The sequence below is a fragment of the Rhodococcus sp. DMU2021 genome, assembly GCF_019641445.1.
Classification (GTDB): Bacteria; Actinomycetota; Actinomycetes; order Mycobacteriales; family Mycobacteriaceae; genus Rhodococcus; species Rhodococcus pyridinivorans.
In genome coordinates, this window is the sequence record NZ_JAIFKB010000002.1 from 196,048 (window position 1) to 216,656 (window position 20,609).

The following is a 20,609-nucleotide window of genomic DNA, read 5'->3' on the forward strand; positions in this document are numbered from 1 at the left end:
GGAACACCCCGTGGTTAGAATCCCGAACCAGCGATGGGCGCGCCGTTCCGAAACGGCAGGCTTGTCCCGTGTGCGGGGGGTCCATAGAGTGTCTCCTCGAGCCGTCAGCATCCGGTCGTTCGTCCCGAACAACCGGATGCTTCAACGACAAGGATGGGGAACAGTGCTTCGTACTCGAGGAATGCGACGGGCGCTCACGCTGTGCGCACTCGCCGCCACCGCGGGATTGGCCGTGCCTACGCAGGCCGTCGCGCAACCGGCGCCACCCGTACTGCCGGACCTGGCAGGGCTCGTCGAACTGCCCCAGTTCGAGATTCCCGCTGATCTTTCCGTAGAGTCGTTGACCGACCTGCTCGCCGGGGTCCGGGCGAACCCCGAAGAGGCCGAGGCCCTGGCTTCCCTTGCGCCCGCGATCATCGGTGCGGCCGCGGGCCCCGCCGATGTCGCCGACGCGGCCGACGGCAAGAACGACCTGCTGGCGCAGGCCAAGGAACTGCTCGCGAACTCCGAGCTCCCCGAATCGGTGAAGAGCACGCTCCAGCGCGTCATCACCTTCCTCGATGGCAGCGGCGGCGGCGGACCCGAGATCCCCGAGCCCGGCGCCGTGGTGATCTCGCAGTTCCTCTACCCGACTATCGGCAAGGGCTGCATCGGCGACAGCCAGGACTCCGTGGGCACCGCCCTCGCGGTCGCGGGTCCGTCGCACCTTCCCCCTCCCGGACCGGGCGCAGGCCAGACCGGCTTCGTCTTCACCGCGCTGGGCACCGCACCCGCCGCCGGCGAACAGCAACAGCCGCTCACCCTGAGCTGGGTCAACGTCTCCAACGGACGCACGGGCACGCAACCGCTCACCAACGACGCGAAGATCAACCCCGACGGCCCGACCACGCTGAGCGCGATCGCCGACACCGGTTCGGGTCAGGTCCTTGCCGTGATCTCCGGTGGAATCACCACGCAGGACGAGGGCGCCGATCCGCGTTCGTGCACCTTCCTGCCCACCGTGGGTCTCGTCGCCGTTCCCTGATTCACGTACTCACCGAAGGCCGCCGGGAGTTTCTCCCGGCGGCCTTCGTGTCTTCCCCCGTCGACGCCGGGCGTGATAGACCGGAGCATGGCCTTCACCGCGTCGCGCATCCCGTCGAAGCAGCGTCGTCTGCGGCACCCGGCCGGCGCCGCGTCCGTGAATTCCCGCCGCTCACTCCTCTCTCACCGCTCGATCCTGTCGATCGCCTCGGAGCGGTCGATCCTGTCGATCGGTTCCTCGTACTCGATCCTGTCGATCGGTGGCTGCGGGTCGGTTCTGTCCATCGGCTCCGTCGGGTCGTTCGGTTCGGCGTTGTCCTCACTGTCGTTCGCGAGTCTCGGCTCGGCACTGTCCGGCCTGTCGCGCTGGTCGCTGCTGGCGTGGCGCGGCGATCATTCCGCGCCCGACGAGCATCCGCCGCTCTCGATCACCGTCGACGAATCCGAGCCCGACAAGCACTGTCAGTCCTGACACCGGACGCCGGTCGAACGGCCACGCAGGACCGGACGGCGGGAGGGCACTAGGGATCGACGGCCCTGCCGTGTTAGACACGATGGCAGCGTCGTTCGTATTGCGCACAAATTGTCGTTGTAGGCCGCGTCACCCCGGCCCCGGACCGAGGAGCCGCATGGCCGTAGAGACACCGCTCTCCACCCGGGAGATTCCTGCCCCGCGCGGCATCGTGCCGGTCCTCGCGACCGTCGGGATCAGCGTCGCGCTCATGCAGACCCTGATCGTCCCGATCCTCCCGCGGCTGCCGGTGCTCGTCGGCGCGTCACCCGAGAACACGTCCTGGGCTGTGACGGTGACTCTGCTCGCCGGCGCGGTGGTCACCCCCATCAGCGGTCGCCTCGGCGACATGTTCGGCAAACGCCGGATGCTGCTGACCTCGCTCTCGCTCATGGTGCTCGGTTCGGCGGTCTGCGCGCTCGCGACGACCCTCGTCCCGCTCGTGGTCGGCCGGGCTCTCCAGGGCGCCGCGATGGGCGCGATCCCGCTCGGTATCGCGATCCTGCGCGACGAGCTGCCTTCCCGGCGACTCCCGGGCGCCATGGCCACCATCAGCGCCACGATGGGTGTCGGCGGCGCGATCGGCCTTCCGGCCGCGGCCTTCGTCGCCCAGGCGACCGACTGGCACATGCTGTTCGTCGCGTCGCTGGTCCTCGGGCTCATCGGTATCACCGCGATCCTGTTCGTCGTGCCCGAATCGTCGCACCGCAATCCGGGACGTTTCGACATCGCCGGGGCGCTGCTGCTCTCCGTCGCCCTCGTGTTGTTGCTCCTGCCCGTCACCAAGGGCAACGACTGGGGATGGACCGCCCCGGCCACGCTCGGGATGCTCGCGGGGGCAGTCGTGGTGTTCGTCGGTTGGGGCCTGTACGAGCTGCGGGTACCGCGACCTCTCGTGGACCTTCGATTGTCGGCCCGCCGACCGATCCTCATGACGAATCTCGCGTCGGTCGCGATCGGCTTCTCGATGTACTCGAACATCCTGGCGTTCCCGCAGCTGCTGATGGCACCGACGGAGACCGGCTACGGCTTCGGGCAGACGATGGTCACCGCCGGTATCGCGCTCGCCCCCGCGGGGCTCGTCATGATGGCGCTGTCCCCCGTCTCGGCGCGCATCACGACGCGGTTCGGCGCGCGCGTGACCCTCGGTTGCGGCACGGTGCTCGTAGGCCTCGGATACCTGATGGCGTACGTGCTGTACCAGGAGGTCTGGCACATCGTCGGCGCGTCGATGCTCATCGGCGCCGGCATAGGCCTCGCCTACGCCGCGATGCCCGCACTCATCATGGGTGCCGTGCCGCTACGCGAGTCCGCCGCGGCCAACAGCCTCAACACCCTGATGCGGTCCATCGGCACGACGAGTGCCGCAGCGGTGGTGGGCGTGATGCTGGCAGTGATGACCCAGCGCATCGGCGACTCCGTGGTGCCCGCACTCGAAGGGTTCCGCGCCACCTTCCTGGTGGCGATGTGGGCGGCGGTGGTGGGACTGGTCTTCACGGTCCTCATCCCGCCGCCGGGCCGCTCCGTGCGACCCGTCGACGACACCCGACCCGAGCGCTAACTTCCCAGGAGTCCCGGGTCCGAACTCGGTGCGCTGCCGGCGAGCGACCACTGGCCGTAGTCGGGCGTGAGCACGTGGTTGATGTCGACGCCGATGCCCTCGATCCGGACCTCGCCCGGAATCTGGTGCAGGTTCGCCCGCGGATGCACGTACCCGTTGGGCGTGCCCCAGTCGTGCTGCCAGTAGAAGGACCCGAGGGAGATCGCCGACGCCCAGTCGATGGTCGGCGAGTTGGCATACACACCGAGATTTCCAGCGCCGACCACTTCCTGCCAGCCCAGCAGGTACGGCACGACCTGGAGCGTGAACTGCTCGAAGGTCGGGTTGTCGTCGATCGAGGCGTAGATCGGCCGGTTCTCCGGGCCACCGGCCGCGTAGTGGAGGTCGAGGCCGCGCCGGGCGTGCTTCAGCCCCGCCTCGTAACCACCGAGCCAGTCGGCGGTCGCGGCCTTGCCGTACTGGTAGCACGAGACCACTTCGAGTCCGCTGTCGAGCAGCGCGTCCGCTTCCCGTCCGGTGAGCGGCTTGGCGCGCATCCAGGCGGCATCGGGTCGCGCATCGGACACGTACCGGATGGCGCCGATATGGCCGGCGGCGCGGATCGACGACGGCGACGGTACGGCGGCCGAGTAGTCGATGATGGTCCCGAGCACCGGGCGTCCCTGGGCCAGACCCGGTGCGCCGAGCGCAGAGATCAACGCGACGCCCGATCCGAGCGTCGCGTACCGCAACATGTCCCGCCGCGAAAGGCTCATCGCAACCTGTCCTTCGTATTGCCGTCTGTACGTCCGCCGTATTGCATCACAATCACAGCCGTCCCACCGGCCACACCGAGAATTCGACAGGTCGCGGCAGGCGATATCCGCAACGGCGCTACGAGGTCAGCGGCCGGACAGTTCGGCGAAGAAGGCCGGCACCAGGGAGACGTCCTCGACCGTCCGCACCGTGGAACGGACACCGAGACCGTGCTCCTTGAGCAGATCGCACAACCCGTCGCCGTCGACGAGATCGATCGGCGGGGCGCCGTGCCGGTGGGCTTCGGCGCGCGCGTCCTCGGTGAACGATCCGGTGGCGACGAGCAGACCCTTCTCGCCCCGCCCGACCATCGCGGCGCGGAACTCGCGGACCACGTCGGCACCCGCCTTCTCCGGTGCCCGCAGGAAACGGAAGAACACCGAGAAGCTCAGCAGCGATACGCGCAGGACACCGGTGCCCTCGACGTGACCGGCGCCCTCGGGGGCGTGGGATCCGCCCGGGGCCGGAATCGTCAGGGTGGTGAATCCGGCCGCGCGCAGTACCGCGGTGGCGAGCCGTTCGAAACCGTCCTCCGACAGGTCGGCGACGGCACCGAGGACGGGTTCGCGCCACAGTTCGGGATCCTCGGGGGCGGCTGCGAGCGGCACGACCTGGGCACCCTGCGAGACGTTCCGCACCATGCGCTTGCGACGCTTCTCGGCCGTGTACGCGACCTGCATGGGCTTGATCTCCGACTCGCGCACGGCGCGGCCACGGTCGGTCACGCTCCACACACCGCGGCAGGTATTCGACAGCAGACCCATGCCCTTGAGGTAGGTCCGGGCCCAGGCCAGCCGGTATTCGATCTCCGTTCCGGGGCCGTCACCGTGGAGTACCGCCTGTGCGGCCTCGGACAGTCCCGTCCGGGAGATCACGGCGGAATCGATCTCCTCGATGACACCGGATCCGCCGAGTTCGATCACCGCCTGCACGGTCGGCCAGAGAAGTTCCGTGTACGGCGGCAACGTGGCCTCGTCACCTCCGGTGTTCCGGACGGAGTTTCCGATCGCGTTCCGGCGCTGCACACCTTCCCCTAACGTCGCGGCCGTGCGGCCGCACTATCAGTCCTGCACGTAGGCAACAACCCTATCCGATGCACGGTCCCCGTCCGTGGGTGTGGGATCGGGCGCGCCGAATCACGAACCGATCGCCCTTCCCGGTCCTACGATTGCCCCACAGAAGAATCGCCTCCACCGAAGCGAGTCGTCATGCAACGTCCGGCGCCTGTCGACCTGGCACACCATCCGCATCTCAGTGGCCTGTTCGCGCCTCAACGCGAGGAAGTGGACGTCCGCGAGCTGGAGGTCCACGGGGAACTGCCCGCAGATCTGCACGGAAGCTATCTCCGCAACGGACCCAATCCGCGCTTCGACCCGATCGGTCACTACGTCTACCCGATCGACGGCGACGGCATGGTCCACCGCGTGCAGATCGCCGGGGGCACCGCGCGCTACACGAACAGGTTCGTGCGGACCCCGCAGGTCGTCGCGGAGGAGAAGGCCGGTCGCGCGCTGTGGGCCGGCATCACCGATCCGTACTTCCCTCCCGAGGAGGAGGTCGGGCCCGACCTGGCGAACACCATGCGCGAGCTGCCGGACATCAACATCGTCCGGCACGGCGGGCGGCTCATGGCGATGGCCGAAGCGGCGCCACCGTACACCTTGGGTTCCGACCTCGAGACGCTCGGACGCGAGACCTTCGACGGAACCCTGCCGGTCGGGCTGACGGCGCACCCGAAGATCGATCCGCACACCGGCGAGATGGTCGCCTTCTGCTACATGCTCGACCCGCCGTATCTGACCTGGTCGGTGGTCGCACCGGACGGGACGGTGACGCGCGTGCCCACCCCGATCGACGGCATGGACCGGCCGTTGATGATCCACGACATGGCACTGACGCCGACCTATGTCGTCCTGGTCCTGGCCCCGCTCGTGTTCGATCTCTCGCAGATCTTCTCCGGCGGGTCGCCTCTCGACTGGAAGCCGGATCTCGGAACGCGTGTCGCGCTCGTCCCCCGCGACGGCGGCGCGGTGCGGTGGTTCTCGACCGACACGTTCTGGATGTGGCACACCGCCAACGCCTTCGACCTGCCCGACGGCGACGTCGCGCTCGACTACGTGGAGTGGGCGTATCCGGGCGCGTTGACCGAGAAGGCAGGTCCGAACCGGTCCGTCCTGCGACGCGCCGTGATCGGTCGTGACGGGGTGACCCGCACGACCCTGCACGAACGAGACATCGAGTTCCCCCGCATCGACGACCGGTCGATGACCCTCGGCCACTCCGTCGTCGCGACCATCGGGCGCAGCAGGTCGCAGAAACTCCCAGCGGGAGCAGCTGATTCGCTCTTCTGGTTCGATGTGGCGTCCGGGACCGAAGCAGTCTGGGCACACGAGACCCTCTCCCCCGGCGAACCCGCCTATCTCTCGGGTGATTCGGGCGGCTACTGGGGCGCGATCGCGACCGATCGGGCGGACATGACGAGTTGGTTCCTCGTCTTCCCCGAGACCGACCCGGCCTCGGGGCCGATCGCGCGGGTCCGTCTGCCGATCCGTGTCCCGGCCGGCTTGCACGGAGCCTGGCTCCCGCCGGACTGAGCGTCGCTCCGGCTAGTTTGGGTGGATGGGTTTCACACGAGCCGAACTCGAGTCCTTCCGCGATGCGGTGATCCCCGATCTCGTCGCGCCCGGTTGCCGCCTGTTGTTCGTCGGCATCAATCCGGGATTGTGGACCGCGGCGACGGGAGCCCACTTCGCGCGGCCCGGAAATCGATTCTACCCCGCCCTGTTCCGTGCCGGCATCGTCGACCGGCCGATCGACGCGTCGTCCGGTATGAGCGACGCCGACCGCGATCACCTGCTCGAGCGGGGTGTCGGCATCACGAACCTGGCGCCGCGTGCGACGGCCCGCGCCGACGAGCTCACCGACGAGGAACTGCGTGAGGGCGGACGCCATCTGGCGCACGTGGTGGCGCAGTTCCGCCCTCGCGCCGTGGCGGTCGCGGGCATCACCGCCTACCGCGCGGCCTTCGGCCGGCGCAAGGCGAAGGCCGGGCGGCAGGACGACACGATCGGTGACGTCCCGTTGTGGGTGGTGCCCAATCCGAGCGGGTTGAACGCCCACGAGACGGTGGAGTCGCTGGCGCGGGCCTACGCCGAACCGGCCCGGGCGGCCGGCATCCTGTCCTGAACTACCGCTGAGCGCCGAACACCTTGTCGAGGAAGTGGGTGGCGCGGTAGCCGGGCGGTGTGCCCTGCACGACGACCGCCCATCCCTCGGAGTTCTCGGTGCGCAGCGGGAGGATCGCCTGGTACTCCGGGGATTCGTACCAGGACCGGGCACGGTCGACGTCGGGGAATTTACCCCGGAAGTAATGGTGACCGTTCCCGGCCGGCTCTACTGTCGGGTGCATGACCACGGTCGACACTCCCCACGCCGGCGCCCTGCTGCGGGCATGGCGCGAGCGCCGCGGCCTGAGCCAGCTCACCCTGGCCCATACCGCCGGCATCTCGTCGCGGCATCTCAGCTTCGTCGAGACCGGCCGGTCCCGCCCGTCACGCGCGACCGTGCTGAAGCTGAGCGACCGGCTGGACATCCCGCTGCGCGAACGCAACACCATCCTGGTCGCGGCGGGACATGCGCCTGTCTACCCCGAGCATCACCTCGGCGATATGCCGATGGCGGCGATCTCCGACGCGATCACGCGAATCCTGTCGTCGCACCACCCCTTTCCCGCACTCGTCGTCGACCGGCATTGGACGATGGTCGATTCCAACGACGCCGTCGGGGTGTTCGTCGAGGGGTGCGCTCCGGAACTGCTGGAACCGCCGATCAACGTGCTGCGACTGACTCTGCACCCGCGGGGACTGGCGCCGCGCATCGTCGATCTCGGGCAGTGGCGCGGTCATCTGCTCGCCCGGCTGCAACACCAGATCGGTGCGACCGCCGACCCTGTCCTGCTGCGCCTGTACGACGAACTCGCCGGTTATCCCTGCGACGATCCGGTGGAGGAGATCGAACCGCATTCGCTGGTCGTGCCGATGCGATTGCGGACCGAGGCCGGCGAGTTGTCGTTCTTCAGCACGACCACCCTCTTCGGGACCCCGCTCGACGTGACGGTGTCGGAACTGGCGATCGAGGCGTTCTATCCCGCCGACGAGGCGACCGCCCGGGTCCTGAACGGATCGTGATCGCCGAATCGGCCGATCACGAACGGTTTCCGCGCTAACGTGGGAGGTGCGCGTCTGCCGAGCGGATCATGCGGAGGACACCGACATGAGCACTGCGAAATGGTGGGTTCTCGATCAGCGGGAGTCCGGCTTCGCCCTCGAACACCGCCCCAGCGGCGACCTCGTACTGATGAACACCGCGACGTCGGAAGAACACGTCCTGCACGGCTACGTGTGGAAGCACTGTCCGCACTTCGGCCTGCAGATCCAGAGCGAGGGCCCACCCCCGTACGGACCGTGGGTGGAGAACCCCGAGGAGTGAGTTTCCCTCACGGGATCATCCGTAGCGGCGTGTGCTCGCCGGTGGCGGTGTCGATCAGCACCGCGCGATCGAGTGTCGCTTCGATGGGCAGCACGTCGTAGACGACCGCGCCCAGACGGTCGAGTTCCTCACGCCGGGTTCGGGGACTCAGCGAACAGTGCGGGGTCCAGCGTCCCGGGACGTAGTAGCGGTGCAGGTCCGCTCCCGTCGTCTCCACGACCCGCACGACGCGGTCCTGTCGCTGCACGAGTTCGGACGAGGGGGCGGGCACGAGCGACGCCCGGCCGCGCCGGAACATCCCGGCCCCACAGGCGCCGGATCGCGCGGTCGGTCTCGGGGTCGAACAGGAGACAGACCGCCAGCGCCATCAGTTGAGTGTGGCGTGCCAGACGAGCGCGGCGGCGAGGGCACCGGCGCCGTTGAGCGACCAGTGCAGGGCGATGGGCGCGAGGATGCTGCCGCTGCGACGACGCAGCCACGTGAAGACGAAGCCCGCGGCGGCGGTCGCGATCACCGCGCCGACGATGCCGGCGATCTGCGCGAGCAACCCGGCGCCGAGGAAGGCGCTGAGGCCGGCGTTACCCGCCGTGAGACCGAACGACGAGGCGACGTGCCACAGCCCGAACAGCAGGGATCCCGCGGCGAAGACCCCGCGTGCGCCCCACACTCGCTCGAGGGTTCCGTGGAGCACCCCGCGGAAGGCGAGTTCCTCGGGGATGACGGTCTGGAGCGGGATGATGATCATCGAGGCGACGAGGGCACCGGAGATCGTGGCGTAGCGCTCGGAGAGGAAGAACTGCCTGGTGAACGGCAGGGCGATGCCGATCGCCACCACCGCCAGGACGAGGGCCACGGCTGCTACCGAGTAGAGCGTCCCCTTCTTCCAGTGCCGGGGTGAGAGGCCGAGTTCCGACCAGCGCATGCCGCGTCGACGCATCATCGCGACCAGCACGCATGCTGCGATCGGCACGGTCGCGATCGACGCCCACGCCGTGGTGAAGTGGGCGATCAGGTTGGTGGTGACGAGCACCGCGATCACGACGGCGAGATCGATCCAGGCGTGGAAACGGGGAAGCCAGGCCAGCGACGGCAGGCGTCCGGTCTCGGGCGAGGGCAACCGTTCGATTTCTACGGTCACGTGCGATCCCTCCGGAAACTCTCGAACATCCGGTCAAGTGTACGGATCGGGGCCTGCCGGCCGCCGTGACGGCGAACACTCCGGCCTCGACTCCCTTGCGGGATTTCCGGTCGTCGGCGACATAAACACGCCGCCGAAAGTCGCGAGACGCAGGTCACATCCAGTCTGCAGGTCGAGTCCGTCACATGCCCCGTTGTCAAGGCCTTGCGCCGGCGCCGCTAACGTGTACGGCGATCACCAGCCCTCTTCCAGGAGAAACAATGGCCGACTTCCTCTACGAGGACCTGCTGCCGATCGGGGAAGACCCCACCGAGTATCGGTTGCTGACCACCGAGGGGGTGTCCACCGTCGAAGGACCCGACGGCCGCACCTTCCTGAAGGTGGAACCCGAGGCCCTGCGCCTGCTCACCGAGACCGCGCTGCACGACATCTCCCATTACCTGCGCACGGATCACCTGAAGCAGCTGGCGAGCATCCTCGAGGACCCCGAGGCGTCGAACAACGACAAGTTCGTTGCGCTCGACCTCCTGAAGAACGCAAACATTGCCGCCGGCGGCGTGCTGCCCATGTGCCAGGACACCGGCACCGCCATCGTCATGGGCAAGCGCGGCCAGCAGGTGCTCACCCCGGGTGACGACGAGGAGTCCATCGCGCGCGGTGTGTACGACGCGTACACGAAGTTGAACCTGCGGTACTCGCAGAACGCCCCGCTGACGATGTGGGACGAGAAGAACACGGGCAACAACCTGCCGGCGCAGATCGAGCTGTACGCGGACACCGCGAAGGGCCACGAGAACGCCTACAAGTTCCTGTTCATGGCCAAGGGCGGCGGATCGGCCAACAAGTCGTACCTGTACCAGGAGACGAAGGCCATCCTGAACCCGGACTCGATGATGCAGTTCCTCGAGGCCAAGATCCGGTCGCTCGGCACCGCGGCGTGCCCGCCCTACCACCTCGCGATCGTTGTCGGCGGCACCTCCGCCGAGTTCGCGCTCAAGACGGCCAAGTACGCCTCGGCGCACTACCTCGACGAGCTGCCCACCGAGGGTGCCATCACCGGCCGCGGCTTCCGCGATCTCGAACTCGAGAAGAAGGTCTTCGAGCTCACCCAGAAGATCGGCATCGGCGCGCAGTTCGGTGGCAAGTACTTCTGCCACGACGTCCGCGTCGTCCGCCTGCCGCGCCACGGCGCGTCGCTGCCCGTCGCGATCGCCGTCTCCTGCTCGGCCGACCGCCAGGCCAAGGCCAAGATCACGCCCGAGGGTGTCTTCCTCGAGCAGCTCGAGTTCAACCCCGGTCAGTTCCTGCCCGAGGTCACCGACAGCCAGCTCGACTCCGAGACGTCGGGCGTCTCGGGCACCGGCAAGGGTGCCGCGGTCAAGATCGACCTCACCCGGCCGATGCCGGAGATCCTCGCCGAGCTGTCCAAGCACCCGGTCAAGACGCGCCTGTCGCTCACCGGTCCGCTGGTCGTCGCGCGCGACATCGCGCACGCGAAGATCAAGGAGCGCCTCGACCGTGGTGAGGAGATGCCGCAGTACCTGAAGGATCACCCGGTCTACTACGCCGGTCCGGCGAAGACCCCCGAGGGTCTGGCGTCGGGTTCGTTCGGCCCGACGACGGCCGGTCGTATGGACTCCTACGTCGACCAGTTCCAGGCCGCCGGTGGCTCGATGGTGATGCTCGCGAAGGGCAATCGCTCCAAGCAGGTCACCGACGCATGCCACACGTACGGCGGCTTCTACCTAGGTTCGATCGGCGGTCCGGCCGCGCGTCTGGCGCTCGACTGCATCAAGAACGTCGAGGTCGTCGAGTACGAAGAGCTCGGCATGGAAGCGGTCTGGAAGATCGAGGTCGAGGACTTCCCCGCCTTCATCGTCGTCGACGACAAGGGCAACGACTTCTTTGCGCACACCGGCGAGGTCACGCTCACGGTCGGCAAGCGCCCCGGTCTGTAGACCCGACTCGCTGTAGACGCACTATCCCGAACGGCCCGGCAGGATTTTCTGCCGGGCCGTTCGCGTTCGGGTGGATGTGCGCACCGTGCGGACAGAAACACGCTGCCGGAGCGTGTGCTCATGTCCACAGGACGAGCAAATTCGGACTCAAGCAGCGCAAGTGTGCGTCCGCGCGAGCACCGCGGGCGACTGCACGACCACCTGCTGCAGGAAGTCGAGGACGACGTCCGGTGCCGGTTCGGCGCCGGGTGCGAGCACCGAGCACAGTGCGCGGTACTGGTCGTCGCTCATCACGGGCGCGATACGGAAGTGCGTGGTCATCGCGAGCGTGAAGTCGATCCCGAAGTCGCGGGCGCGGACCTGCAGCTGCGGACCGTGCTCCCCCGCGATCAGGCAGACGTCGAAGACGGCCCGTCCGGCGGTGTGCTCGAACGATGCGGCCGGAACGTTGTTGCGGACCATCTGCCGGTAGAGAGGCCGCAGTCCGCCGAGCACGACCGGCGGAAGCGTCACTGCTCGAGGACGGTCGGCGGTGAACATGTGATCACTCCTTCAACCCTGCGACCCCACCCGGGTCGCCCACTTCTTCTGGAATAAATCCAATAACTGGAACTATTCCAGAAAAACGTTCAAGACGCAACCACCTCGTTGGCCGATCATCCAACCGGCGCACCCGCGGCGAACCGAACTCTGTAGCGCTTGCACCTCCCCCGCCGCACGCCCACCGGACAGTATCGAATGCACCGACGAAAGGAGGGTCCGTGCAGCTCACAACGGCCCGGTTCGATGCGATGCCCGAGGACGAGGCCGTCGCTCTGTTGCTCGACTGCTGTTCGAGCCGGACATGGGCACACTCCGTCGTCGCAGCGCGCCCGTTCGGTTCGCGCACCGTGCTGCTCACCGCCGCCGCTGCCGCGGCCGAGAACCTCGACGGTGACGACCTCACCGACGCCCTCGCCGGCCACCCGCGCATCGGCGAACGCAGCGAACACGCTGCTTCCCGTCGCGAGCAGTCCGCCGTCGCCACGGCCGACGCCGACATCCTCGACCGGCTCGCCGCCGGCAACCGTGAATACGAGGAACGGTTCGGGCACGTCTACCTCGTCCGCGCCGCCGGCCGCACGGCCCCGGAACTGCTGGAGATCCTCGAGCGTCGCCTCGACAACGACCCGGAGAGCGAGAAAGCCGAGATGCGTGCGGCGCTCGCCGAGATCACCCGACTCCGCCTCGAGCGGATCGTCATCGAGACCGCAGGGAGCCGCGCATGAACACCCTGAGTACCCACGTGCTCGACGCGACGGCCGGTGCCCCCGCGGTGGGGTTGCGCGTCGCCCTCACCGATACGCACGGAACCTCGTTGGGCGCCGGTGTCACCGACGACGACGGTCGTCTCACCGGTTTCACCGATCCATTGCCCGAGGGCACCTACCACCTGACCTTCGCCACCGGTGACTGGTTCTCGCGCCGCGGAGTCGCGTCCTTCTATCCGGAGGTGACCGTCACCTTCCGTATCCCGGAGGGCAGCAGCCACTTCCACGTGCCGCTCCTCCTGTCGCCCTATTCGTATTCCACCTACCGCGGGAGCTGACCACCATGACCGAACTGACCGGCAAGATCGTCCTCGGACCGCACCGCTACGGCAAGGCCGAGAATCGGGTGGTGCGCATCGTGCGCGACACCGACCGGCACGAGATCCGCGACCTGAACGTCTCGTCCTGCCTGCACGGCGATTTCGACGCCGCACATCTCGAGGGAGATCAGGGCACGGTGCTGCCCACCGACAGCCAGAAGCAGACCATCTACTCCTACGCCAAGGAGAAGGGCGTCGAGTTCGTCGAGGAGTACGGCCTCGCGCTCGCGCGGCATTTCGTCGACGACGTCGAACCCGTCCGCTCGGCGCGCATCGAGATCGAGGAGTACGCCTGGGAGCGGGTCGTCGTCGACGGCGCCGAGCACGACCACACCTGGACGCGCAAGGGATCCGAGGTCCGCACCGCCGCGATCACCGTCGAGGGCACCGGGACCGACCGACGCGAATGGGTGGTCGGCGGCCTGAAGGATCTCGTCGTCCTCAAGTCCACCGGCTCGGAGTTCCAGGGCTTCCTCACCGACCCGTACACGGTTCTCGAACCGGCGGAGGATCGCATCATGGCAACGAGCCTCCAGGCGCGGTGGCGGTTCGCGTCGACCGACGTCGACTGGGACGCCGTCTACGCGGGCGTGCGCGCCACCCTCCTCGAGGTGTTCGCGAACCTGCATTCGAAGGCCCTGCAGGAGAGCCTGTACGAGATGGGCCGCGCCGTGCTCGAGCGCTACCCGTCGATCGCCGAGATCCGCCTGTCCGCACCGAACAAGCACCACTTCCTCTACGACCTGACACGTTTCGGAGTGGAGAACGCCGGTGAGGTCTTCCACGCCGACGACCGGCCCTACGGACTGATCCAGGCGAGCGTGCTGCGCGAGGACGCCCCCGATGCCGGCATCGCCTGGGAGCCCTACACCGGCGCCATGTGATCACTCATGCGGCGCGACAACGGATGTCGATCACACGACAGCAGGTTCTAAGGAACGCAACGCGAGATACAGGTCGAAGCGGTCACCCGTGCGTGTGAGGGAACGCCCGGTGAGCGCTTCGACCCGTCCGATGCGGTAGCGGACCGTGTTCAGGTGCACGTGCAGTCGATCGGCCGTGCGCCGCCACGATCCGTCGCAATCGAGGAATGCCTCGAGGGTCGCGAGCAGACCCGCGTCGGTGCGTCGGTCGTGTTCGACGACGTCCCCGAGCAGTCGGTCGGCGTAGGCGCGACGCAGTTCGTCGGGCAGGGTCGACAACAGGTCGAGCGCCGAATCGAGTTCGGCACGTCGCACCGACACCGAGCCCGGATCGTTGTGTGCGGCAGCGCATGCCGATGCTGCTGCACGGACCGCGCCGGCCGGGTCGTCGTCGGAACTCTGCCCGCCGACACCGACGAACATTCGGGCGCCGCGCAGCGCCGGCGCGAGACGGCCGAGGCGTCGGCTCAACAGCCGTGCCACGTCGACGTCGCTGCCGGCCGCCGAGGCGACCACCCTGTTCGCCGCGTCGATCGACGTGACCGCTCCGTCCAGGACGTCCTCGACGAGACCACGCAGGACGTCCGGCGAGATCCGGCCCTCGGCCTCGGCCACCACCGCGACCCGCAGGTCCGCAGCGCGCACGGTCGGGGTCCGGTCGGTGATCTCCCATGCCACCCGGCGCCGTTCGTCGCGCCGGATCCGATCGAGCGCGACCACCGAGGCGAGCTCGGAGAACGCCTCGACGCACTCCGGTCCGCTCTCATCGTGCCGGATCACCAGGAACCACGCGTCGATCCGGTCCGTCAGTCCGCGTCCGACCGGCAGGACGGTCAGGTCGCCCGTGAGCCGCAGTGGAAAGCGGTCGGCGGTCAGCGCTGCTGCGGTGATCCGGTCGAGTTCGGTCTCGTCGAGCTCGGCGTTTCCCGCCACCGTCACGCCCGTGGAGGTGACCAGCGCCGATTCCACCCCGAGCTGCTGCGCGAGTCCGTCGAGCAGCTCCCCCACACTCCGACCGTCGGCGACGGCGGCGAGCCATTGCCGCTGCCGTGCCAGTCCCGTCTGCAGACGATCCATCCGGGCTCCGGCCATCTGCCCGGTCATGTATTCGATGACCCGGCTGAACGGCACCTCGTCGGGCACGACCAGCAGCGGCATGCGATGTCGTGCACACGCCTCGATCACGTCGTCGGGTACCCGGCCGTGCAGGGCCTCGCCGGCGGCCATCGCCGTCACCCCCGCTCGGACGAGCCGTTTGACGAACAGGTCGGAGTCCTCGACGGAACGTCGCCACACCAGGCCGGTGAACACGAGCGAGCCTGCGCTGACGTAGCGCGTGGGGTCGGGCATGTCGGTGGTGCACGCGCGCAGCACGGGACGGCTCAGGGCCTCCGCGTCGCCGTGCAGTACACCGATTCCCAGCCCCGGCGCCTCCACCACATCTCGAAGAAGCACGATGTTCACCTCCTGGTGACGGTCTTGGACGATCGCACAGTACGAGCCGCGGATTTCCGAGGTGTTTCGTGCGTGCTGCCGCAGAGGTACATCTGTTCGGCGCAGTTGACTGAAGACTCCCGACGATCCGAGGAGTCGACTATGCACGCGCATCCCACCACCCGGCCGCTCGTCATCCGCGGCGCACACGTGGTGAGCATGGACGCCGCCCGCGCCGAACACCGCGACGGTTATGTCGTCGTCTCCGGCAACCGGATCGTCGCGGTCGGGTCGGGCGAACCCGCCCATGAGGACGGCACAGCCATACACGACGCGCAGATCGTCGACGGCACCGGGTGCGTGCTCACCCCCGGCCTGATCAATACCCACCACCACCTGTACCAATGGATCACGCGTGGGCTCGCCGCCGACCACACCCTGTTCGAATGGCTCACCACCCTCTATCCAGTCTGGGGTGGCATCGACGCCGACGCCGTGCACGTCGCGGCCAAGGGCGCACTCGCGCATCTGGTGCGCACCGGATGCACGACCAGCACCGACCACCACTACGTCGTGCCTCGCGAGGGCGGTGACGTCTTCGGCGCGGAGATCGCCGCAGCGGCCGAGGTCGGTATCCGCTTCCATCTCTGCCGCGGGTCGATGGACCTCGGTGCGAGCGCCGGGGGTCTGCCGCCCGATCACATCGTCGAGGACATCGACGCGATCCTCGAGGGCAGCAGCGAGGCCGTCGACCGCTGGCACGATCCGTCGTTCGATTCGATGTTGCGGGTCGCGCTCGCGCCGTGCTCGCCTTTCTCGGTGACCGGTGAGCTGCTGAAACAGTCCGCGTTGCTCGCCCGCGATCTCGGGGTGCGGCTGCACACCCATCTCGCCGAGACCCTCGACGAGGAGGACTTCTGCCTCGAGAAGTTCGGATGCAAGCCCGTGCAGTACATGGAGTCGCTGGGGTGGACCGGCCCCGACGTCTGGTACGCGCACGCGGTGCACCTCGACGACCGTGACATCGGTGTGCTCGCCGCGTCGGGTACGGGTGCGGCCCACTGCCCCACCTCGAACGCCCGGCTCGGTGCCGGCATCGCCCGCGCCGCCGACCTCTACGCCGCGGGCGTGCCGCTCGGCCTCGGTGTCGACGGTGCCGCGAGCAACGAGTCGTGCTGCATGCTCGAAGAGGCCCACCACGCCGCCCTGTTCGCCCGTGCCCGCAGCGGCCCCCGCGCCATGACGGTGCGGCAGAGCCTCGAACTCGCCACCATCGGCGGTGCCCGAGTCCTCGGGCGCGAGAACGAGATCGGATCGATCGAGGCCGGCAAGCTCGCCGATCTGGCGCTGTGGCGGATCGACGGCCTCGCCCACTCCGGCATCGCCGACCCGGTCGCGGCCCTCGTCCTCGGCAGCACCCCGCCTCTCGAACTGCTGTTGATCAACGGTCGCGAGGTGGTCGTCCGCGACGAGGTCCGGACCGTCGACGAGGACGTCGTGGCACGGCAGGTCGCGGCGGAACACGCCGCGCTGGTCGCCAAGGCGGGGTGAAGGCGATGGATCTGCACAACATCACCGCCTACGACATCGCCCGCGACCGCACCGATCTGACCTTCGAGGAGGGCGCGGCCCCGCTCGGCGGTGGCACCTGGTTGTTCTCCGAACCGCAACCGCACCTCCACCGACTCGTGGATCTGTCCGGTCTCGGCTGGCCTGCCGTGACCCGGCACCCCGACGCTCTCGAGATCGCCGCGACCTGCACGGTCGAACAGATGGCCGCACTCTCGGACGAGGCGGAACATACTGCGGCACCGCTGTTCCGGCAGTGCGCCGAGGCACTGTTGGCGTCGTGGAAGATCTGGAAGCGCGCCACGGTCGGCGGCAACATCTGCCTGTCCTTCCCCGCCGGTGCCATGATCTCGCTGGCGACCGCACTCGACGCGGACGCGGTGATCTGGACGATCGACGGCGGCGAACGGCGGATCCCGGTGGCCGACTTCGTCCTCGGAGTCGCCTCCAACGCCCTCGCACCCGGAGAGATCCTGCGGAGCATCCGGATTCCTCTGCGGGTCCTGAGTTCCCGCACGGTCTTCCGCAAGATCGCCCTCTCTCCGCTGGGACGTTCGGGGGCCGTCGTGATCGGACGCCGCGACGACGACGGCAGTGTCACGCTGTCGATCACCGCGTCGACGGTGCGTCCCTGTCTCCTGGGGTTCACGGAAGTCCCGTCGGCACAGGCGTTGTCCGACGCACTGGCCCGTCTCGTCCCGACGACGAGCTACTACACCGATGCGCATGGCTCCGCCGACTGGCGACGTGCCGTTACCGCGGTGCTCGCCGAAGAGATCCGCACCGAACTGTCGAACACTGCACTGCCGAAAACGGAGGTTCAGCCGTGAAACTCACCGTCAACGGCCGCGAACGCGACGTCGACCCCCGGCCCGGCCAGTGCCTGCGTACCCTGCTGCGCGAGACCGAGCACTTCGAGGTCAAGAAGGGCTGCGACGCCGGCGACTGCGGCGCGTGCTCGGTCCTGCTCGACGGCGAACCCGTCCACTCCTGCGTGGTCCCGGCCGTGCGGGTCGAGGGTCGCGAGGTCACCACGGTCGCGGGACTGGGAACCCCCGACGACCTGCATCCCGTCCAACAACAGTTCGCCGACGCCGCCGGTTTCCAGTGCGGCTTCTGTACCGCAGGCATGATCGTCACCGCGTCCACCTTCACCGACGAAGATCTCGACGACCTGCCGAAACGCTTGAAGGGCAACCTGTGCCGGTGCACCGGCTACCGATCGATCGAGGATGCCCTGCGGTCGCGCACCAACGTCGAGCAGGTCGATGGCCCGTCGTGCGGCCGCTCGCAGCGCGCACCGGCCGCGACGCGGGTCGTCACCGGCACCGAGCCGTACACCCTCGACACCACCGTCGAGGGCCTGCTGCACATCGCCGTCCTCGGCAGCCCGCACACCCATGCGCGGATCCTCTCCGTCGACGTCTCGGCCGCCGAGGCGTTCCCCGGTGTCCACGCTGTGTTGTACCACCGCGACGCCCCGGCCACCGCCTATTCGACCGCTCGCCACGAGAACCGCAACGACGATCCCGACGACACATACCTGTTCGACCGGGTCGTGCGCTTCCGCGGACAGCGGGTCGCCGCGGTGGTCGCCGAGAGTCCGGCAATCGCACACCGGGCGCTCGCGTCGATCCACGTCGAGTACGAGGAACTGCCCTTCGTCCTCGATCCCGACGAGGCCCGGAAGCCTGGGGCTCCCCTCCTGCACGCCGACAAGTCCGCCGACGCGCGCATCGCCGATCCCGGACGCAACGTCGTCGCCGCGATCCACGGCAGCAGCGGGGACGTCGACGCGGCGGTCGCGTCCGCTGCGGCGGTGGTGCAGGGACGCTGGCAGACCCACCGCGTCCAACACACCCATCTCGAAACACACGGAGCCATCGGTCATCTCGACGAGGCCGGACGGCTCGTCATCCGCAGTTCCACACAGGTTCCGTTCCTGGTGCGCGACGAGCTGTGCCATATCTTCGGACTCGACCGGGACCGGGTGCGCGTGCACACGGCCCGGGTGGGCGGGGGTTTCGGCGCCAAGCAGGAGATGCTGGTCGAAGATGTCGTCGCGGCGGCGGTCCTGAAGACGGGGTGCCCGGTGCAGTGGGAGTTCACCCGTTCCGATCAGCTCACCGTCGCTCCGTGCCGGCATCCCATGCGGGTCGACGTCACCCTCGCCGCCGACGCCGACGGTGTCCTCACCGCCCTCGCGATCGACGTGCTGGCCGACGCGGGCGCCTACGGCAACCACAGCCCCGGGGTGATGTTCCACGGCTGCACGGAGTCGATCGCGGTGTACCGATGCCCGAACAAGCGGGTCGACGCCGAATCCGTGTACACGAACAACCGGCCGTCGGGCGCCTTCCGCGGCTACGGCCTCGGCCAGGTGATCTTCGCCGTGGAGTCGGCCATGGACGAACTCGCCATCAAGCTCGGCATCGACCCGTACGAGTTCCGGCGCCGCAACATCATCGCGCCGGGAGAGCCCCTGGTCGCGGCGCATCCCGAGGGCGTCGACCTGACGTACGGCAGCTACGGACTCGACCAGTGTCTCGATCTTGCCGAACGGGCGATGGCGCGCACCGGCGGCCGGCCCACGCCGACCGGTGATCACTGGCGGATCGGCGAGGGGATGGCGCTCGCGATGATCGCGACCAACCCGCCCAACGGGCACATCTCCGAAGCGTCGATCGAACTTCTGCCCGACGGCCGGTATCTTGCCCGGGTGGGCACCGCGGAGTTCGGCAACGGCACCACCACCGTCCACACCCAGATCGCGGCCACCGCGCTCGGCACCACTCCCGACCGCATCGTGGTCCAGCAGTCCGACACCGACGTCACCACCCACGACACCGGCGCGTTCGGGTCGTCGGGCACGGTCGTCGCGTCGAAGGCCCTGCTGGCGGCCTCCCACGAGTTGCGACGGCGGATGGCCAAGGCCGCTGCGGAGCTGACCGGCCTCGACCCGGAGCAGGCCGAGCTGCAGGCCGACGGCGTGCGGTGCGGCGATCGTCTCGTCACGCCTGGTGAGCTGCTGGAGGTCGCGGGTGGCCGGTTGCGCGCCGAGGGCCGGCACGGCGGGCTGCCGCGATCGCTGTCGTTCAACGTGCAGGCCTTCCGCGTCGCCGTCGACACCCGTACCGGTGAGGTGCAGATCCTCCGCTCGGTCCAGGCCGCCGATGCCGGCACCGTCCTCAACCCCGAGCAGTGCCGCGGGCAGATCGAAGGCGGCACTGCGCAGGCGCTCGGTGCGTCGATGTACGAGGAGATCATCACAGACGACGCCGGTCGCGTGACGACGGATGTGTTGCGCAACTACCACATTCCGCAGTTCGCGGACGTCCCGCGCACCGAGGTCTACTTCGCCGACACCTACGACGAACTCGGGCCGATGGGCGCGAAGTCGATGAGCGAGGCCCCGTTCAACCCGGTGGCCCCGGCGTTGGCGAACGCCGTGCGCAACGCCATCGGGGTGCGGCCGCACGAGCTGCCGCTCTCCCGCGACCGCATCTGGCGCCTCATGCAGTGAGCCCGACCCGTCGAGACCGATGTTGTGTGCGATTTCCGGCCGGATTTCGCACACGA

The 20,609-nt window shown here is 68.5% G+C and carries 21 protein-coding genes; 14 read left to right on the forward strand and 7 right to left on the reverse strand.

Going from position 1 to position 20,609, the window contains the following annotated elements; all coding sequences use genetic code 11:
- Positions 1-181: 181 nt before the first annotated feature.
- The 3 genes from K3M35_RS04265 to K3M35_RS04275 all read left to right on the forward strand — a co-directional run bounded on the left by K3M35_RS04265 (position 182) and on the right by K3M35_RS04275 (position 3,095).
- Positions 182-1,024 (forward strand): hypothetical protein, encoded by an 843-nt coding sequence (locus K3M35_RS04265; protein ID WP_006550588.1) that lies wholly within the window; start codon positions 182-184, stop codon positions 1,022-1,024.
- 87 nt (positions 1,025-1,111) lie between these two features.
- On the forward strand, positions 1,112-1,495 hold the full coding sequence (locus K3M35_RS04270; RefSeq protein WP_006550589.1) for a hypothetical protein: 384 nt from the start codon (positions 1,112-1,114) through the stop codon (positions 1,493-1,495).
- Between the two features lie 157 nt (positions 1,496-1,652).
- A complete protein-coding gene (locus tag K3M35_RS04275) occupies positions 1,653-3,095 on the forward strand; it encodes an MFS transporter (protein WP_220666030.1) in 1,443 nt (480 codons plus the stop codon).
- On the opposite strand, the gene K3M35_RS04280 is transcribed toward K3M35_RS04275, so the two are convergent.
- Positions 3,092-3,850, reverse strand: coding sequence for a DUF1906 domain-containing protein (locus tag K3M35_RS04280; RefSeq protein WP_006550591.1), 759 nt, complete (start codon positions 3,848-3,850; stop codon positions 3,092-3,094). The two genes, K3M35_RS04275 and K3M35_RS04280, sit on opposite strands and share 4 nt — an antisense overlap.
- Before the next feature lie 126 nt (positions 3,851-3,976).
- Positions 3,977-4,915 carry a winged helix-turn-helix domain-containing protein gene (locus K3M35_RS04285; RefSeq protein WP_220666031.1) on the reverse strand — a complete coding sequence of 313 codons (939 nt, stop codon included), beginning with the start codon at positions 4,913-4,915 and terminating at the stop codon, positions 3,977-3,979.
- 183 nt (positions 4,916-5,098) lie between these two features.
- Between K3M35_RS04285 and K3M35_RS04290 the strand changes: the two genes are divergently transcribed.
- A complete protein-coding gene (locus tag K3M35_RS04290) occupies positions 5,099-6,484 on the forward strand; it encodes a carotenoid oxygenase family protein (protein ID WP_220666032.1) in 1,386 nt (461 codons plus the stop codon).
- A gap of 25 nt (positions 6,485-6,509) precedes the next feature.
- The gene (mug, locus tag K3M35_RS04295) at positions 6,510-7,076 is read left to right on the forward strand and encodes a G/U mismatch-specific DNA glycosylase (protein ID WP_033097284.1); all 567 of its coding nucleotides are present in this window, start codon (positions 6,510-6,512) and stop codon (positions 7,074-7,076) included.
- A gap of 1 nt (position 7,077) precedes the next feature.
- Here mug and K3M35_RS04300 read toward each other — a convergent pair whose 3' ends face one another.
- Entirely contained in the window at positions 7,078-7,299 is a 222-nt protein-coding gene (locus K3M35_RS04300) for a DUF1330 domain-containing protein (RefSeq protein WP_019288032.1), read from the reverse strand.
- Between K3M35_RS04300 and K3M35_RS04305 the strand changes: the two genes are divergently transcribed.
- Both K3M35_RS04305 and K3M35_RS04310 read left to right on the forward strand, forming a co-directional pair.
- A complete protein-coding gene (locus K3M35_RS04305; RefSeq protein WP_006550596.1) occupies positions 7,298-8,077 on the forward strand; it encodes a helix-turn-helix domain-containing protein in 780 nt (259 codons plus the stop codon). The genes K3M35_RS04300 and K3M35_RS04305 overlap by 2 nt on opposite strands.
- 85 nt (positions 8,078-8,162) lie before the next feature.
- Positions 8,163-8,378: a hypothetical protein gene (locus K3M35_RS04310; protein WP_026061451.1), complete on the forward strand. Its 216-nt coding sequence runs from the start codon at positions 8,163-8,165 to the stop codon at positions 8,376-8,378.
- 7 nt (positions 8,379-8,385) lie between these two features.
- On the opposite strand, the gene K3M35_RS04315 is transcribed toward K3M35_RS04310, so the two are convergent.
- Positions 8,386-8,676, reverse strand: a complete 291-nt coding sequence (locus tag K3M35_RS04315) for a 2'-5' RNA ligase family protein (RefSeq protein WP_019288030.1) — start codon at positions 8,674-8,676, stop codon at positions 8,386-8,388.
- 69 nt (positions 8,677-8,745) lie between these two features.
- On the reverse strand, positions 8,746-9,495 hold the full coding sequence (locus K3M35_RS04320; RefSeq protein WP_085989295.1) for a CPBP family intramembrane glutamic endopeptidase: 750 nt from the start codon (positions 9,493-9,495) through the stop codon (positions 8,746-8,748).
- A 281-nt stretch (positions 9,496-9,776) separates the two neighbouring features.
- Here K3M35_RS04320 and K3M35_RS04325 point away from each other — a divergent pair, with 281 nt between their 5' ends.
- On the forward strand, positions 9,777-11,474 hold the full coding sequence (locus tag K3M35_RS04325) for a fumarate hydratase (protein ID WP_019288028.1): 1,698 nt from the start codon (positions 9,777-9,779) through the stop codon (positions 11,472-11,474).
- Between the two features lie 147 nt (positions 11,475-11,621).
- Here the strand turns inward: K3M35_RS04325 and K3M35_RS04330 are convergent, their stop codons facing one another.
- On the reverse strand, positions 11,622-12,014 hold the full coding sequence (locus K3M35_RS04330; RefSeq protein ID WP_019288027.1) for a hypothetical protein: 393 nt from the start codon (positions 12,012-12,014) through the stop codon (positions 11,622-11,624).
- 221 nt (positions 12,015-12,235) lie between these two features.
- Between K3M35_RS04330 and uraD the strand changes: the two genes are divergently transcribed.
- The 3 genes from uraD to pucL are packed head-to-tail and all read left to right on the forward strand — an operon-like array spanning position 12,236 to position 13,988.
- Positions 12,236-12,742, forward strand: a complete 507-nt coding sequence (gene uraD / locus K3M35_RS04335) for a 2-oxo-4-hydroxy-4-carboxy-5-ureidoimidazoline decarboxylase (protein WP_006550602.1) — start codon at positions 12,236-12,238, stop codon at positions 12,740-12,742.
- A complete protein-coding gene (uraH, locus tag K3M35_RS04340) occupies positions 12,739-13,062 on the forward strand; it encodes a hydroxyisourate hydrolase (protein WP_006550603.1) in 324 nt (107 codons plus the stop codon). The genes uraD and uraH overlap by 4 nt, the downstream gene beginning before the upstream one ends.
- 5 nt (positions 13,063-13,067) lie before the next feature.
- Positions 13,068-13,988 (forward strand): factor-independent urate hydroxylase, encoded by a 921-nt coding sequence (gene pucL / locus K3M35_RS04345; protein WP_217580013.1) that lies wholly within the window; start codon positions 13,068-13,070, stop codon positions 13,986-13,988.
- 30 nt (positions 13,989-14,018) lie between these two features.
- Here the strand turns inward: pucL and K3M35_RS04350 are convergent, their stop codons facing one another.
- Positions 14,019-15,482, reverse strand: coding sequence for a PucR family transcriptional regulator (locus tag K3M35_RS04350; RefSeq protein WP_308257053.1), 1,464 nt, complete (start codon positions 15,480-15,482; stop codon positions 14,019-14,021).
- 141 nt (positions 15,483-15,623) lie between these two features.
- On the opposite strand from K3M35_RS04350, the gene K3M35_RS04355 reads away from it, so the two are divergent.
- Genes K3M35_RS04355 through K3M35_RS04365 form a run of 3 tightly spaced genes read left to right on the forward strand, consistent with a single transcriptional unit; the run spans position 15,624 to position 20,553 of the window.
- On the forward strand, positions 15,624-17,012 hold the full coding sequence (locus K3M35_RS04355; protein WP_220666034.1) for an 8-oxoguanine deaminase: 1,389 nt from the start codon (positions 15,624-15,626) through the stop codon (positions 17,010-17,012).
- Positions 17,013-17,017: 5 nt separating this feature from the next.
- Entirely contained in the window at positions 17,018-17,860 is an 843-nt protein-coding gene (locus K3M35_RS04360; RefSeq protein ID WP_220666035.1) for a xanthine dehydrogenase family protein subunit M, read from the forward strand.
- A complete protein-coding gene (locus K3M35_RS04365) occupies positions 17,857-20,553 on the forward strand; it encodes a molybdopterin-dependent oxidoreductase (protein WP_220666036.1) in 2,697 nt (898 codons plus the stop codon). The genes K3M35_RS04360 and K3M35_RS04365 overlap by 4 nt, the downstream gene beginning before the upstream one ends.
- Positions 20,554-20,609 lie beyond the last annotated feature (56 nt).